The 15,242-nt window shown below is 63.0% G+C and carries 14 protein-coding genes; 10 read left to right on the top strand and 4 right to left on the bottom strand.

The window, feature by feature from the left end:
• Nucleotides 1–2: 2 nt before the first annotated feature.
• Nucleotides 3–335: a polyhydroxyalkanoic acid system family protein gene (locus AC1DYQ_RS19960; RefSeq protein WP_477688253.1), complete on the bottom strand. Its 333-nt coding sequence runs from the start codon at nucleotides 333–335 to the stop codon at nucleotides 3–5.
• 328 nt (nucleotides 336–663) lie between these two features.
• Between AC1DYQ_RS19960 and AC1DYQ_RS19955 the strand changes: the two genes are divergently transcribed.
• The 3 genes from AC1DYQ_RS19955 to AC1DYQ_RS19945 all read left to right on the top strand — a co-directional run bounded on the left by AC1DYQ_RS19955 (nucleotide 664) and on the right by AC1DYQ_RS19945 (nucleotide 3,155).
• Entirely contained in the window at nucleotides 664–1,644 is a 981-nt protein-coding gene (locus AC1DYQ_RS19955) for an alpha/beta fold hydrolase (protein WP_477688252.1), read from the top strand.
• Between the two features lie 237 nt (nucleotides 1,645–1,881).
• Nucleotides 1,882–2,688, top strand: coding sequence for a methyltransferase domain-containing protein (locus AC1DYQ_RS19950; protein WP_477688251.1), 807 nt, complete (start codon nucleotides 1,882–1,884; stop codon nucleotides 2,686–2,688).
• Entirely contained in the window at nucleotides 2,685–3,155 is a 471-nt protein-coding gene (locus AC1DYQ_RS19945; protein WP_477688250.1) for a GNAT family N-acetyltransferase, read from the top strand. Before AC1DYQ_RS19950 ends, AC1DYQ_RS19945 begins: the two co-directional genes overlap by 4 nt.
• 50 nt (nucleotides 3,156–3,205) lie before the next feature.
• Here the strand turns inward: AC1DYQ_RS19945 and AC1DYQ_RS19940 are convergent, their stop codons facing one another.
• Nucleotides 3,206–4,327: an aminopeptidase gene (locus AC1DYQ_RS19940; protein ID WP_477688249.1), complete on the bottom strand. Its 1,122-nt coding sequence runs from the start codon at nucleotides 4,325–4,327 to the stop codon at nucleotides 3,206–3,208.
• Nucleotides 4,328–4,353: 26 nt separating this feature from the next.
• Nucleotides 4,354–6,483, bottom strand: a complete 2,130-nt coding sequence (locus tag AC1DYQ_RS19935; RefSeq protein ID WP_477688248.1) for a molybdopterin-containing oxidoreductase family protein — start codon at nucleotides 6,481–6,483, stop codon at nucleotides 4,354–4,356.
• Nucleotides 6,484–6,535: 52 nt separating this feature from the next.
• Between AC1DYQ_RS19935 and AC1DYQ_RS19930 the strand changes: the two genes are divergently transcribed.
• Both AC1DYQ_RS19930 and AC1DYQ_RS19925 read left to right on the top strand, forming a co-directional pair.
• Nucleotides 6,536–7,687: an ABC transporter substrate-binding protein gene (locus AC1DYQ_RS19930; protein ID WP_477688247.1), complete on the top strand. Its 1,152-nt coding sequence runs from the start codon at nucleotides 6,536–6,538 to the stop codon at nucleotides 7,685–7,687.
• A 174-nt stretch (nucleotides 7,688–7,861) separates the two neighbouring features.
• Nucleotides 7,862–8,992, top strand: coding sequence for an ABC transporter substrate-binding protein (locus AC1DYQ_RS19925; RefSeq protein WP_477688246.1), 1,131 nt, complete (start codon nucleotides 7,862–7,864; stop codon nucleotides 8,990–8,992).
• 181 nt (nucleotides 8,993–9,173) lie between these two features.
• Here the strand turns inward: AC1DYQ_RS19925 and argE are convergent, their stop codons facing one another.
• Entirely contained in the window at nucleotides 9,174–10,379 is a 1,206-nt protein-coding gene (argE, locus tag AC1DYQ_RS19920; RefSeq protein ID WP_477688245.1) for an acetylornithine deacetylase, read from the bottom strand.
• Between the two features lie 170 nt (nucleotides 10,380–10,549).
• Here argE and AC1DYQ_RS19915 point away from each other — a divergent pair, with 170 nt between their 5' ends.
• The 5 genes from AC1DYQ_RS19915 to AC1DYQ_RS19895 all read left to right on the top strand — a co-directional run bounded on the left by AC1DYQ_RS19915 (nucleotide 10,550) and on the right by AC1DYQ_RS19895 (nucleotide 15,212).
• Nucleotides 10,550–11,017, top strand: a complete 468-nt coding sequence (locus tag AC1DYQ_RS19915; protein WP_477688244.1) for a DUF4265 domain-containing protein — start codon at nucleotides 10,550–10,552, stop codon at nucleotides 11,015–11,017.
• A gap of 91 nt (nucleotides 11,018–11,108) precedes the next feature.
• On the top strand, nucleotides 11,109–11,978 hold the full coding sequence (locus AC1DYQ_RS19910) for a decaprenyl-phosphate phosphoribosyltransferase (protein WP_477688243.1): 870 nt from the start codon (nucleotides 11,109–11,111) through the stop codon (nucleotides 11,976–11,978).
• Nucleotides 11,975–12,925, top strand: coding sequence for a lysylphosphatidylglycerol synthase transmembrane domain-containing protein (locus AC1DYQ_RS19905; RefSeq protein WP_477688242.1), 951 nt, complete (start codon nucleotides 11,975–11,977; stop codon nucleotides 12,923–12,925). The genes AC1DYQ_RS19910 and AC1DYQ_RS19905 overlap by 4 nt, the downstream gene beginning before the upstream one ends.
• A gap of 74 nt (nucleotides 12,926–12,999) precedes the next feature.
• Nucleotides 13,000–14,538, top strand: coding sequence for an ArnT family glycosyltransferase (locus AC1DYQ_RS19900; RefSeq protein WP_477688241.1), 1,539 nt, complete (start codon nucleotides 13,000–13,002; stop codon nucleotides 14,536–14,538).
• Complete coding sequence (locus AC1DYQ_RS19895; protein ID WP_477688240.1) at nucleotides 14,472–15,212, top strand: HAD-IB family hydrolase; 741 nt, start codon at nucleotides 14,472–14,474, stop codon at nucleotides 15,210–15,212. The genes AC1DYQ_RS19900 and AC1DYQ_RS19895 overlap by 67 nt, the downstream gene beginning before the upstream one ends.
• Nucleotides 15,213–15,242: the final 30 nt, after the last annotated feature.

Raw genomic sequence — 15,242 nt, 5'->3', positions numbered from 1 at the left:
ACTCAGGCCGCTTTCTTTTTGGCGGTAGCTTTTTTGGCCGCAGGCTTTTTCGCGATCAGGGCGTCCAGGTTTTTCACGATTTCGTCCTCGATCCTGTCCTTGAAGGCGCCGAGCAGGAAACCCAGCTTGGCCTGGAGATCGAAGCGGTCCTTGGTGACGGTCAGCGTGCCGCTGACACCCGAGCGGGTAAAGCTGACCAGGTCTTCGTCCCTGCCCTCTTCGTAAGTGCACTCCATGTCGAATTTTTCTTCGGCCTGCTCAGCCCATTTGAAGGCGATCTTGCGCGCCTCCGCAAGGCCCAGGGTGTGTTCGCGCTGGATCTGGATGTCAGCCATTCGTGGTCTCCGTGTTGTTGATTTGAAGCGCCTTGTGCCGTTCGTCTTTGGCAGCCGGGCCAGCCGTTTGACTGCATCATAAAACGCTTGCCGGTGCCGGCGTTTCGTTCAGGCGGTATTTCAAAGCGGGCTACGCTTTCGGCCCTGTTCAAGACACCGCGTTGTGATGTGATACTGAGCACTGTTGACGCACCCCCATCTACCCGTGCCTTGTCAGAAAAATTTGCAACAGCCCCCTCTTTTGAAGAATCCAAATTCCATTCATTTTTGTAAAAGCGCCGATGGAACGGCCATCGCTTTCACTGCAACTGGCCGCGGGCCGCCGGTCGTGTGGGTCACCCTGCAGTACACCGACAACGACCTGACATCGCCTGGACCCGCGAGCAGGCACTGGATGGATGCGCTGGCCGCCCGCCATACCGTGATCAGGCTCGATATGCGGGGCTGTGGGCTTTCGGAGCGCAAGCCTGAGCGCATGTCCCTGGATGCCTGGGTGGAAGACATTGAGGCGGTCGTCAATGCAGCGGGCCTGACGCGCTTTGCCATGGTGGCGGTGTGTACGGGGGCGTATGCGGCAATCGAGTATGCCGCCCGCCATCCTGCCCGGTTGACGCGCCTGGTTATCTATGGAGGGGCCGTTCGCGGGCGTTTGCGGCGTGAACTGACTCCCGCACAACGGGACGATGCCATGGCGGCGTTACAGGTGTACGAATCCGGGCTGGATGGGAGAAGCGAGTTTGCGGTGTCTTTCCGGCGCATATTCACGGCGCAATTTCTCCCGGACGCCTCGGCCGGGCAACTTGAGGCCCATGATCGAATCGTCAGCCAGCGCATGAACGGCGCCATCGCTGCACAGAGCGTCCGCGCGTTTTATGACCTGGACCTCAGCGAAAGTGCGCAGCGGATTGACACTGCTTGCCTGGTTCTGCATGCCCGCCAGGACATTTTGTATCCGATAGACGAAGGGCAAAGGCTGGCCACACTCATTCCTGCCGCACGCTTCGTTCCGGTTGACTCGCACAACAACATCCCTTTGGTGGAGGAGCCGGCATGGCCCGGGGTGCGCGATACCGTGCTTGAATTTCTCGCCGGCAAAGAGGGCGCTGCGCCACCTGCTTTCCGGCTGACAGCGCGCCAAGCCGAGGTGCTGAGGCAGGTAGCGCAAGGACAGACCGACAAACAGATCGCACGCACACTATCCCTGAGTCCCCGCACGGTTGAAATGCATGTGAGCGCTGCCTTGAAAGCCCTGGGTAGCAAGACGCGGGCTGAAGCTGCGCACCGGGCCGCGCAATACGGGATTTTCTAGCCCGGTCGTGGTCAGAGATTCGGCTTGGCTACGGTATTGCCTACCGGGCCGAGATCTCTGAATACCGTAGTTCGCACACTGTGCAGAGCCTTGCAGGGGCTGGATACTGCTCTTTCGAGAATCACGTTTCTGGCGTCACATCGACGATGTATGCCTGCCCGATTCGGGCATCTGGTGCGGGCACTTTGCCGCAGCTCTGGAACGACATGACAACCAGGAAAAAAGGATCCACGAAGGATGAAAAACTACCCGCTGCACAGCAGTGAAAAAGAACGCGACCGGTTGAAAATGCAGGGGCTGGCAATACTGCCGCTTACCGAGAACCTGCTGACTGGGGCCGGCGTACAGCCTGGGTCCCAGGTCCTGGAGCTGGGCTGTGGAAGCGGTGATATGACCTTGTTGCTGGCAAGCCGTGTGGGGCCCGGCGGCGAAGTGACGGCGGTGGACCGGGACCCGGCCCAGCTTGACGCCGCCGCTTTGCGCATCGCTGATTCAGGTTTTCAGAATGTGAAGTTTGTTTTGGCTGATCTGGACAATCTTGAGCCAGCCCGGATGTTTGACGCTGTGGTTGGGCGGTACTTCCTGCTGTACGTCGCAAGCCCCGAGGCTGCTGTTGCGCGCGTGGCGAATTGGGTCCGGCCGGGAGGAACGATGGCGTTTCTGGAGATGGATTTTTTCCGCGGCGTACACAGCAGCATCTGGCCGCCTGCATCGCCAGAAACACATCAGGCGATTGTGTTCATAGGCGATGTCATGCTGGACGCAGGCATCAATCCGTACATGGCAGCAAGGCTCCCAAGTATTTTGACGCGCTACGGCAGTGTGCAGGTGCAGACATCAGCACCTCTTCAGTATGGTGCACGTTCAATCGAACTGCCCCTGGAGGCAGTCAGGTCGGTCACACCCATGGCCCGAAAGCTCGGGCGTGCTGATGCGGATCACCACGATGTCGACGCGTTGCTGGCCCGGGAATTGGCGGGCCGCGACGAGCACACTGTGACCGTGCCGCCCATGTCTGTTGCTGCCTGGGTTCAACTGGCATGAGGCACGCAGCATCTCCTGTGTGCATTGGCCATCTTGCCGACCACCCGCAGCACCTTGCGGCGCTAGCTGCGTGGCACCAGGCGCAATTCGGCTATCTCAACACATCGGTTACGGTTGAGCAGCGCACGCAAAGGCTGAAGGCATCCGCGCAGAAGGGCGCGTTGCCGATGACTTTTGTGGCGGTCTGCGAAGACCAGCTCCTGGGGTCGGCAAGCCTGCTGCCACAAACGATTACCCATTCCCACTTGTCTCCCTGGCTGTCCAGTGTTTATGTCGCGCCCGAGCACAGGAACAAGGGGATCGGGTCGGCGCTGGTCCGGCATGTGGTTCGGGAGGCGGCCGGCATGGGCAAAGACAAGGTCTACCTGTTTACGCCGAACAGCGAAGCCCTGTATGCCCGGCTCGGCTGGAAAGTCGTCGAACATACGGAACATCAGGGACACCGCCTCACCATCATGTGCGTGTAAGCCTATAGATACGCCCCTCGCCGCATGTCTGGGATGCTGCCCAGGTTGAACTACCCTTTGGGCTGTCCGGCCTTGCGTTGGTGACTGTGTGGCTGCGCAAGGTTCACCCTGTTGTGTTCAAGTGCCTTGCGCCGTTCGTCCTTGGATAGCCGGGCCAGCTTTTTGACCGCATCATAAAACCGTTGCCAGTCGCGGCCTTCGCGTTCGAACAAGGCTTCAAAGCCCGGCACCAGTTCGTCGTACGCGGCCTGTGCGCCAAACGAGGCATTGTTGGCGTTCGCCACCCACTGGTCGTAGCCGGCAAAGCCGCCCCATGATGCCTTGAGTTCGGCATAGGCGTCACGAAAGCGCTGGTACGCTATCATTTTGCTAGCTGCTTGCGCCCGTCCTGATTGGGCTCCAGTATCATTTTGATCATAAATTGCGGCCAGTTCGCGGCGCGTGGCCAGTGCCAGCGCGCGGAACTGCCGGCGCCGGCCGTCAAATACGGCGTAGGCCTTGCGTGCGTCATCGCCGGCCTGCGTGGCCAGCCAGCGCTCGCTGCCCAGGCGCTCGACCGCGGTGGCAAACGATTCATTGAACATCATGTCACCCGGCGCAAACACCACCTGATGGGACAGTTCATGAAAGATCAGCCGGGCGAGTTCCCCCTCAGGGTAGCCGATGAAGGTGTTGAGCAAAGGGTCGCCGCCGGCCCAGTTCATCCAGCCCAGGGTGGAATAGGCGGGTACGCCGTAAACGCTGGCTTCCAGGCCTTCGGCCTTGAGCCGAGCCGCTTCGGCGCGGGCGTCTGCCTCGTTGAAGTAACCGCGGTAGCCGACACAGCCTGTGACGGGAAAGCACCAGGTTTTGAGCGTGAGCGAGAACGCCGGCGCTGCCACCACGTTCCAGACCACGGCGCTGCGGCGCAGGTCGGCATAGCGGCGGTAGCTGGCGTTGTCGGGCAGTTTCAGCTCGGTCACCGCAAAGCTGCGGATGCGCTGTGATAGTTCCAGCCGGCTTTTTAATGAGGCCGATGTTTGCGCATCGCCGAGCCAGTCGTCCACCGGCCGGGCCGCGTTGAGCATCTGCATGTGGCCGCTGACGGACTGCCAGTAATAACCCAGGTCGGCGCAACCCGTGAGGCACAGCGCGGCTGCTGCCAGCGCAGCAGCCAGGCCGGTCAGCGTCATGGCGCGCGCCCGGGTCATCGGGCGGCTCAGGCTGTTTCAGCGTCGCGCTGCACCTGCACCAGGCAGTCGTAGAAGACAGGGCCGCGGCCCATGTCGGTCAGGTGCTGGCTGGTGAGCTGGTTCACGTTGGTGCCGTCCAGGCCCAGCTTGCGCCACCAGATGCCCAGGCCATTGACTACGCCGGGGCGTGCCCGCGTGGAGACTTCAGCCTTGACCCGGTACTCGCCGCGCTGGTTGAACACCTTGACGACCGTGCCCGTGGTGATGCCGCGTGCAGCGGCATCGTCCGCATGGATTTCCAGCACCGGTTCGGTTTCCATATCGCGCAGGCTTTTCACGTTGACGAAGGTGGAGTTGAGGAAGTTGCGTGCGGGCGGTGAGATCATGGCCAGCGGGAACTGGTCGGATGTGTTGGCTGCTTCGTAATTGGGCACGTGGCCGGGCAGGCCATCGGCGCCGGTGGCCGCGAGGCGCGCGCTGAAGAACTCGCAGCGCCCCGAGGCGGTGGGGAAGTTGCCGGCAGCAAACGGCGCCTCGGGCAGCGCCAGCGTGGCAAAGCCCGTGTCCAGCAACTGACCAAAGTCCACCTTGTCGCCAAACGTCGCGCGGCACAGCTGCTCATCGTTGTCGGCAAAGCAGGGCTCAGTAAAGCCCATGTGGGCGGCCAGCTCGCGAAAGATCTGCGTGTTGGGTTTGGCCTGGCCCATGGGTGCGATAGCGGGGCGATTCAGCAGCACGTCGGTGTGGCCATAGGAGGCATGCATATCCCAGTGCTCCAGCTGTGTGGTGGCCGGCAGGATGTAGTCGGCGTAGTCGGCCGTGTCGGTCTGGAAGTGCTCAAGCACCACAGTGAAGAGGTCTTCACGCGCAAAGCCCTGAACCACTTTTCCGGATTCCGGCGCCACCGCCACCGGGTTGCTGTTGTAGACGATCAGCGCCTCGATCTTCGGGCCAAACTGAGGCGATGCTGCTTCGAGCAAGGCGTTGCCAATGGTGCTCATGTTGATGGTGCGCGGCTGGCGGCCTTTGAGCAGGTCGGGCCGCTGCAGGGCGGCCTTGTCGACCGGGAACAGGCCCGAGCTGCTGAGCAGCACGCCGCCGGCGCGATGCCGCCACGCGCCCGTCAGCGCGGGCAGGCAGGCAATGGCACGCGCCGCATTGCCGCCGCCGTGCACGCGCTGCATGCCGTAGTTCAGGCGTATGGCGGCGGGCTGCTTGTTCAGCATGCATTCGCCGTAATCGCGGGCCAGCGACCTGATCTGTTCCGCCGGCACACCGCAGACCTGTGCCGCGCGGTCGGGAGACCACTGCAGCGCACGCTCGCGCAGCCCGCCGTCGGGGTCTTGCCAGCCCAGGGTGTGCTGCGCGATGTAGTCGTGGTCGAGCCAGTCGTGGGTGATCAGTTCGTGCATCAGGGCCAGCGCCAGGGCGGCGTCGGTGCCGGGCAGCAAGGCGATGTGCTCATGGCATTTCTCGGCGGTTTCGCTTTTGCGCGGATCGATGCAGACAAGTTTTGCGCCATCGCGCTTGGCTTGTTGTGCGTAACGCCAGAAGTGCAGGTTGCTGCCGATGGAGTTGCTGCCCCAGATGATGATGAGCTTCGATTCGGCAAAAAACTCCACCCGCATGCCGACCTTGCCGCCCAGTGTTTGCGTCAGGGCCTCGCCGCCGGCCGACGAGCAGATGGTGCGGTCCAGGAATGACGCGCCGAGCTGGTTGAAAAACCGGCCCGCCATGCTTTCGCCCTGCACCTGGCCCATGGTGCCGGCATAGCTGTAAGGAACGATCGCTTCGGGATTGCGTGCGGCGATGGGCTTGAGGCGCGCTGCAATGTCGGCCAGCGCCGCTTCCCAGCTCACCGGCTCGAACTGTCCGCTGCCTTTCGGGCCGCTGCGCTTGAGCGGGCTCAGCAAGCGCTCCGGATGGTAGGTGCGTTCGGTGTAACGCGACACTTTGTTGCACAGCACGCCGCCGGTATGCGGGTGGTCCGGGTTGCCCTGCACGCGGGTGGCCACACCGTCTTCCACAGTAGTCAGCAATGAGCAGGTGTCGGGGCAATCATGCGGGCAGGCGCCCAGCACCTGCACGGCGCCAGGCTTCAGCCCGGTGTCAGGTTTCGCCTCGGTCCTAGGGGAGATGCTGATGGTATTGCTCATGGTTCAACTTTATATTGGCAGCCATACCGGCCCCCGGGGATGAGGAGACAACATGACAACAAAAACAGGAGTGCAGTCATTCCGCGCGCTGGCCAGGATCACCATGGTAGCGGCACTGGCCGCCCTGATGGCGCCAGGGGTGTATGCCGAAGATGGCATCAGCAAAACCGCTGTCACGCTGGGGCAATCCCTGGCCATGACCGGGCCCGGCAGCACACTGGCTGTGCCGTTTGCCCAGGGCGCGCGCCTTTACTTCGACCACGTCAATGCCGGCGGCGGCGTCAACGGCCGCAAGATCGAGCTGACCACGCTGGACGATGCGGGCAACCCCGAGACCGCCGCGGCCAACACCCGCAAGCTGCTGGACCAGAAGGTGTTTTCGCTGTTCGGCTACTACGGCTCGCCACAGGTCACGGCCGTCAACCCGCTGTTGAAAGACACCGACATTTTGCTGTTCGCCCCCATGGCCGGCGCCGACGAGCTGCGCGGCTCGCTCTATCCCAACGTGTATTCGGTCCGGCCCGGTTATTCGGAAGAAGCCGCCATGATCACGCGGCACGCCGAAACCCTGGGTATGCGCAAGCTGGCCATCCTGCACGGCAAGGATGCCGAGTCGATGGCGGCGCTGGACTCCGCCGAGCGCACCATGGGAGGCCTGGGCGCCAACCTGGTGGCCAAGTCGGCCCTCTCGGGCGGCAGTGTGGCCGCGAGCGTTGACCAGGTGCTGGGCAAAAAACCCGAGTCGGTGCTGGTCATCAGCGACGCTGCCGGCGCCGCCAACGCCATACGCGATTTGCGCGCCAAAGGCTTTCGCGGGCCCATCTACGGCTTTTCCAGCACTGGCGAAAGCCTGCTGGCGGAACAGCTGGGTGCGGCCGGTGCCGGTGTGGTGGTGGTGCGCGTCACACCCAAGTCGGACAACGCCAAGAGCGTCCTGGTCCGTGAACTGCAGGCCGACGCTACAGCGGCCAAACTGGGAAAACCCAATGTGTACATGCTCGAAGGCTACATCGCTGCCTGGACGTATGTCGAAGCGCTGCGCAAGGCCGGAAAGGACCCGACCCGCGTCAAGTTGCGCAAGGCACTGGACACCATGCAGGAGCTGAGCCTGGGCGGTTTTCGGGTGCACTTTGACGGGGACCGCGTGGGGTCCAAACTGGTGGAGCTCAGCCTGATTGATGCCACCGGACGGGTGCGGGAATAGGAAGAGTGAGATAGCGGAAATTGGCGAGTGTTGTGGGTTGGATGATGCAAAAGGTGACAAATTACCGGCTGTTGCGTTGCTGGCTTCCGCTAAAGTAGTGACCTATCTCACGTATTTGTAACTTAGTTTTTACAAATTAAGCCGTTTGTAAATTTTTGTTGCGAAGATAGCGTCATGAACATTACCCGCAGAACCTTTTCCACCGCTGCCGGCGCTTCCATGCTGGCGGGTTTCAACATCGCGCATGCCCAGACCGACAAGATCATCCTCGGTCAGTCAGCGCCTTTCACCGGCCCGGCTGCGCAGCTGGGCATCCAGTTCTACCAGGGCGCGAAGGTGTACTTCGACCAGGTCAACGAACAGGGCGGCGTCAACAAGCGCCTGATTGAAATCCGCAACCTGGATGACGGCTATGAACCTGCCCGCTGCGCCGAAAACACCCGCAAGCTGATCGAGGATGAGGTGTTTGCGCTGTTCGGCTACATCGGCACCCCCACCAGCATCGCTGCCCTGCCGCTGGCCATCAAGGACAAGGTTCCGTTCATCGCGCCGTTCACCGGTGCCATGGCTTTGCGTGAACCTTTCAACAAAAATGTCTTTCACGTGCGCGCGTCCTACAACGACGAAACCGGCCTTATCGTCAAACAGCTGACCGCCCTGGGGCTGAAGAAAATCGCCGTGTTCTACCAGAACGATGCCTACGGCAAGGCCGGGCTGGACGGCGTCACGCTGGCCCTGGGTGCACAGAACCTGAAGCCCGTGGCGCAGGCGACTGTTGAACGCAATACGGTGGACGTGGCCAAGGCCGTCACCACGCTGGTGGCCGCGGGCCCCGATGCGGTGGTGCAGATCGGTGCTTACAAGGCCTGCGCCGCTTTCATCCGCGAAGCCCGCAAGGCCGGCTACGGCGGCACGTTCTACAACGTATCGTTTGTCGGCACGCAGGCGCTGGCCGACGAGCTGGGCAAGGAAGGCGCAGGCGTGGTAGTGTCGCAGGTCATGCCTTCGCCCTACAACGGAGCGCGGCCGATTGTGCGCGAGTTTACCGATGCGGTGAAGGCGGCCGGCAAGGACGCGAAGGTCAATTTCTCCAGCATGGAAGGCTATGTGGCCGCCAGGATTCTGGTGGACGGCCTCAAGCGCGGCGGCCCCAAGATGAGCCGTGATTCGCTGATTTCCGGCCTGGAAGCCATCGGCACCCAGTCGCTCGGCGGGTTTTCCGTGACGTTCTCGCCCACAGACCATGTGGCGTCCCACTTCGTGGAGCTGTCGATGCTGACGGGCGACGGCCGGATACGGACTTGAAGTACTGACTCCCCCCGAAGCGGCCTGCGGCCGCCCCGTACCATCGCCAGAGGCGAAGGCTCTTCGGAGCCGTCCAAGCCTGCGCAGGCAGGCTTGGAGCCGCGGCTCTCAGCCCCTCAAGGGGGCGCCACCTGCGGCCCGGCAAAGCCGGTTCCGCGATGGCCTGCGCGAAAGCCCGCCTCTAGCGAAGCTCGCCGGTGTTTGCCAAGCCTTGCATGAAGTCCTCGCAGCGCGCGAGCTGTTCCAGGCTCACAAATTCGTCGGGCTGGTGCGCCTGGTTGATGCTGCCGGGCCCGCACACCACTGTGGGAATGCCGGCGTTTTTGAAAAGGCCTGCTTCGGTGCCGAAAGCGACCAGCGTGGTCTCTTTCGTGCCGGCCAGGCGCTGGGCCAGTTGGGTCACCGCGTCGCCGGCGGAGCCGAGGAAGGCCGGCACTTCACAAATCGTCTCAAAGCTGAAGCCGGCGTCAGGCGCTATCTTTTTCATAGCTGGTTGCGCCCGTTGCGCATAGGCTACAAGCTCTTTTTGCATTAAAACCGCATCCGCCGTGGGCAGGTTGCGGAATTCGTAGCGGAACTCCGCGTCGCGTGGCACCACGTTGTCGGCAATACCGCCGTGGAACTGGCCGACACTGGCGGTGCTGAAGGGAACATCAAAACCTTCGTAGCGCGGCTCGTTGGCTTCAAAGCCGTCAGCCATGTCGCGCAGCTTGCCGACGACACGCGCGGCCATCTCGATGGCGTTGACGGATTGCGGCGTGAGCGAGGAGTGCGCCTCCTTGCCGCGCACGCAGCATTTGTAGCGGTACACGCCCTTGTGCGCGGTGGCCGGCACCATGCTGGTCGGCTCGCCAATGATGCAGGCCAGCGGTGCGATGCCCGCGTCTTTCATGTCGGCGATCAGCTCCCGCACGCCCAGGCAGCCGACTTCCTCGTCGTAGCTCAGCGCCAGGTGCACCGCAAACGGCGCCTGGCTGTTCAAAAAATCCCCGGCGTGGGCCAGCGCCAGGCCGATAAAACCTTTCATGTCGCAGCTGCCGCGGCCGTACAGCCTGCCATCGTTCACCGTGCCCGACAGCGGGTCCAGCGTCCAGTCCTGGCCGTCCCAAGGCACCGTGTCAGTGTGGCCCGACAGGATGATGCCGGCCGGTTTGCCTTCGCCGAGCGTGGCAAAGAGGTTGGCCTTGGTTTTATCGGCATTGGTGGTGATGCGGCTGGCCACGCCGAGTTTTTGCAGCTCGTCGCGCACGAAATGAATCAAGGCCAGGTTCGAGTTGTGGCTGACCGTGTTCATGCGGACCAGGGTCTGGACCAGTTGCAGGGCGTGGGGTGAGACCGCGGGCAGGGAAGGAGTGGCAGCGAGGGTGGGGGAAGGTGCGAAAGACATGACTTCATTTTGGCCGTATTCGGCAATGTCCGTTGCCTGTCCGTCAGTTATGCTTGAAGCCCGCCTCTCCACGGGGTGTTCTCGCCCTTCCCGATGACGTCTTCTTCCTCCTCACCGTTTGAAACAGGCGGCCCTTCAATACAAATCCTGCCTGAGTATTGCCAATTCTCATGAAGATATTGATCGTCAATGACAAGGTTCCTGCGTACATCCGATTTCACTCGGAAACCGTCAATGCGGTCGACTTGCCGGATGGAACTTTCAGCGTGAGGAACAGTTCGTTTTTGGTGCGGAATTTGGCCTACGGCGACCGGGTTAGTGCAAGCGTTAGTGCCGAGTCAGGTCTTGTCTTCGTCAAGCTGGTCGAAGCAGGCGGCTTTTCGTCCTTCAGGGCGTATAGCAAGCATCCCGGGGCTGAAAAGCTGTTGTACGAAGCTTGTCGTGCGACTGATCAAATGGGGGCTGGCAGTAGCTTATTGAACGATGACCGGCTCGCTCTGGTGACGATTCCTCCAAACGTTGATTGCCCGAGCGTTGCAATCGCATTTCGCGAGTATTTAAGGGAAGTTCCACTGGTATTTACCTGGATGGCGCTACGCCACAAGGCGATTGGAAGCGAAACAAAGGGGCGCTTGTGACACCCATGCTGGTATGGATAATCGCCTGTTCCTGCGAACTGCGAGCCTTTTCGTTTAAGAGCGCAAGTCTTGGGACGCTGAGGGGCTGCGAATGACAAGAGTGGTATGGGAGGCATCGGCTGCATTGATACGGCTCATGCGGCCGCACCAGTGGCTCAAAAACGCCTTTGTGTTTGCCGGCCTGGTGTTCAGCCAGAACTGGCAGGATACCGCGCTGGACCTGCGCGTCTTCTACGCCTTTGCGGCTTTCTGCTGCCTCTCAAGCATGGTCTACATCATCAACGACTGGCATGACCGCGCGAGCGACGCCCTGCACCCCACCAAGCGCCATCGGCCGCTGGCCAGCGGCGCAGTGGCTGCCCCGGTGGCGCTGGTGCTGGCGGGCCTGTTGCTGGTGGCGGGGCTGCTGCTGGCCGCGGGCAACCGCACGCTGCTGGTGCTGCTGGGCCTGTACACGGTGCTGAACCTGGCGTATTCGTGGCGGCTCAAGCAGGTGCCGGTGGTCGACGTGTCCATCATTGCCTCGGGCTTCATGCTGCGCCTGCTGGCCGGCACCGTGGCGGTGGGGATTCCGCCTTCGCGCTGGCTGCTGCTCACCGGTATTTTTGTGGCGCTGTTCCTGGGGTTTTCCAAACGCAAGGCCGAGAGCTTTCATGAAGAAGCCAGCCAGCGCGCAGTGCTGGCGCATTACCCCGCGGCCTTGCTCGACACCTTCATGGCCGCGACCATGACCGCCACGCTGACCACCTACAGCCTGTTTGCCACCAGCCCCGAGGCGCAGCTGCAGCATGGCGAGCGCCTGCTCTACACCGTGCCGGTGGTCATTTTCGGCATGCTGCGCTACACCTACCAGGTGCACCGCGGCCGCGGTGAAGACGTGGCGCGCGACATGCTGCGGGACCCGTGGATCCTGGCGGCCGGCGTGCTCTGGCTGGCCATTTTCCTGAGCCGCCGCCTGTGATTCCCGAGGGCGCTCCGCCGCCCGCGCGCGGTACCTTGCCGTTCAAGCAGCTGTTGCTGGTGCTCGGCGTGGTGGCCACGGCTTATGCGGCCGTGCTGCTGATCTGGGGTGACAGCCCCAGGGCCCCGCTCGCGTTGCTGTGGTCGTGGACGGGCGCCCAGGCAGCAGGCCTTTGCCTGCTCAACTATTTGCTGCGAGGCCTCCGTTGGAGGCTCTGGATGGCGCACTTTGGGCGCCATTTCGGCTGGCTGCAGGGGCTGAGGCTGTACCTGGCCGGTTATGCCTTCACGCCCACGCCGGGCAATGTGGGTGAAGCGGTGCGCGGCCTGATGCTGGCGCAGCGTCCGCTGGGCGCCGCACAAAGCCTGGCCATCTTCGGCGCCGAACGGCTGGCCGATTTGCTGTGCCTGTTGCTGCTGTGTTTTCCAGCCGTGTGGTGGGGCCTGAACCATGGCGCGATGCCGGCGTCACCCGCCTGGCTGGCCGGGCTGCTGGCCGCCGCGGTTCTGCTGGCGGCACTGGCGATGGGCCTGCTGTTCAAACACCGCGCACGGCTGTTCCAGCGTTTTGCCTGGCTGCAGGAGGCCTGGTTGTGCCTGGCGGTGCGTCCGCTGCTCTGGTTTGGCCTCACGCTCACGGCCTGGGCAGCCCAGGGCGTCGCGGTCTGGCTGGTGTGCCGCGAGATGGAAGTCCCCCTCGGCCTGCTGACGGCTACCGGTTTCTACGCGACCGCCATGGTGGCCGGTGCGTTGTCTGCCCTGCCGGCCGGCCTGGGCGGCACCGAAGCCGTGCTGACCGGCTTGCTGGTGGCACAGGGCGCCACGCCGGCGGTGGCGCTGGCCATTACTGTGCTGGTGCGGCTGCTGACCCTGTGGCTGGCCGTCGCCATTGGCGTAGTGGCCTTGCTTTATAGTGCGGCCATCCGCAAGGAAATCAGTTTTCGCTAGCCCCTGCGGGCCTTCTTTCCTGGCTTTTCCCACACCATGCAAAGCCGCCAGACCTACCCGTTCCCCCAGTTTCCATGCCCCAGAACCACGACACCGCCGCCTTTCCCGTTTCGCTGAGCCGTTGGCTGCTGGGTGCGGGCCTCTTGTCACTGCTGCTGCGGTTCTGGATCGCCGTCACCTTCCCGGTCACCGGCGACGAGGCCTTTTTCTATTGGTGGGGGGTGTACCCCGCGTGGGGCTATTCAGACCATCCGCCCATGGTGGGCTGGCTGATTGCGTTGATGCGCGCCACGCTGGGCGACAGCCTCTGGTCGATACGCCTGCCCATCGTGCTGCTGCCGCTGGCGCTGGGCGCGGCGCTGTGGTGGGCCCTCAAGCCTGTCGACAAGGTGCGCGCCGCCTGGGCCGTGCTGTTTTTCTGGCTGGCACCGCTGAACTGGCTCAATGTCCTGATCACCACCGACACACCGCTGATTTTCTGGTCGGCGCTGTCCGTCGCCGCGCTGATGCGCGCCGAGCGCCGGGCGGCGCTGGACCGTGCCGCCTACGGCCTCTACGCCCTGTCGGGCCTTTTCCTGGGCTGTGCTTTTCTGTCGAAGTACTTCTCGGTGGTGCTCGGCTTCAGCTACTTCGTGTATTTCGTGTTGTACCGGCGTGAACGGCTCGCGGGTTTTGCGCTGCTGGTGCTGTGTGCCTTGCCCGGCCCGGCGATCAACATCGCCTACAACATGTCGCACGGCTGGTCGAACATCATGTTCAACGTCTACAACCGCAATGAAGACGCGGTGTTCGAATGGCGCAAGCCGCTGACTTACATCGGCATGATGGTCTACCTGATCACGCCCGTGGCGGTGTGGATGGCTGTGCGCTACCGCGATGCGCTGATGGCCGCCGCACGAAGCCAGCGCCTGCTGGCCTGTCTGGTGGTCGTGCCGCTGCTGTTCTTTGCGCTGCTGTCAGGCAAGAAGGTGATCGGCCTGCACTGGGTGCTGTCGTTTTACCCTTTTGGCTTTGCTTTTTTGGCGTTTGCCTTGCCGGCTGACAGGCTCAAGGCCTGCGCCAAGGGGCTGGCCGTGTTTGCCGGCCTGCATGTGCTGGTGGTGGCCGGGCTGTACATGACGTCGCTGGATACCTGGAAAACGACCAAGCTGTATCCGCAAATCATCCGCAGCTACAAGACGGCCGAAATGCTGCAGCAGGTCACCGTGCCCGGTGTGGTGCTGATGGGCGAGGCCTACACGCCCGCGTCGATTTTCGGTTTCGAACGCCGCGAATACATGCCGGTGTTCGGCGTCGGCAAGTTCCATGCGCGCCAGGACGACATGCTGGTCGACTTTTCGCTCTACCAGGGCAAAACGGTGCGTGTCATCGTCGCCGACAAGCCGAAGCTGGAGGAGTTTTCGCCTTACTTCGAGTCGGTGCGTGTGCTCAGCTTCGAGCAAGACGGCGTGCCCTTTTACGCGGTCGAAGGCACGGGCTTCAAATACCAGGCCTACCGCGAAGGTGTGCTGGGCACAATCTTCAAGCGCTACTTCAACATTCCTTCGTGGCTGCCGATGACGGGCTGCCCGTTCTGCGTGCGCTACTGCGGGCAGGTGCGATGCGCGAGGTGATCGCGGCCGAGGCCGGCCCCGTCGTTGCCGCCTTTGACTTCGACGGCACGCTGACCCGGCGCGACACCTTCATGCCTTTCCTGGCGCGCGGCCTGGGCTGGCCGCGGTTCCTGGTGGCCTTGCTCCGCTGCTTCCCCTGGCTGGCCGGCTATGCGCTGCGCCTGGTGCCCAACCACGTCGCCAAAGGCAAGCTGATGCAGGCCACGCTCACCGGCCGCAGCCTGGCCGAGATGGATGGCTGGACCGCCCGCTGGCTGGCCCACGATTTCCCCGGCCAGCTGCGCGAGGACGCCATGGCACGCCTGGCCTGGCACCGCGAGGCCGGGCATTGCTGTGTCATGGTCAGCGCCTCTCCTGACATTTACCTGCAGGTGGTCGCCCGGCAGCTGGGGTTTGACGCGCTGCTCTGCACGGAAATGGAAGTGGTGGGCGAGGGTGAGGGCGGGCGTCTCACCGGCCGCCTCACTGGCCGCATGAGCACCCCCAACTGCCATGGCGAGCAAAAGGTGCTGCGCCTGCAGGCCTGGGCGCTGGCGCGCTATGGGGAAACGGCGCTGGGCGGCATCACCCTGTATGCCTATGGCGATACCTCCGGCGACAAGCCCATGCTGCGGCTGGCCCGGCATGCGTGGTACCGGGGCAAGCCTTGGGTGGATGCGGCACGGCCGGTGTGACGGGTTAAGCCGGATTGGCCTGGCGTATGA

The organism is Polaromonas sp. P1_F4 (assembly GCF_056405675.1).
This window is presented reverse-complemented; position numbering and strand designations above follow the sequence as displayed.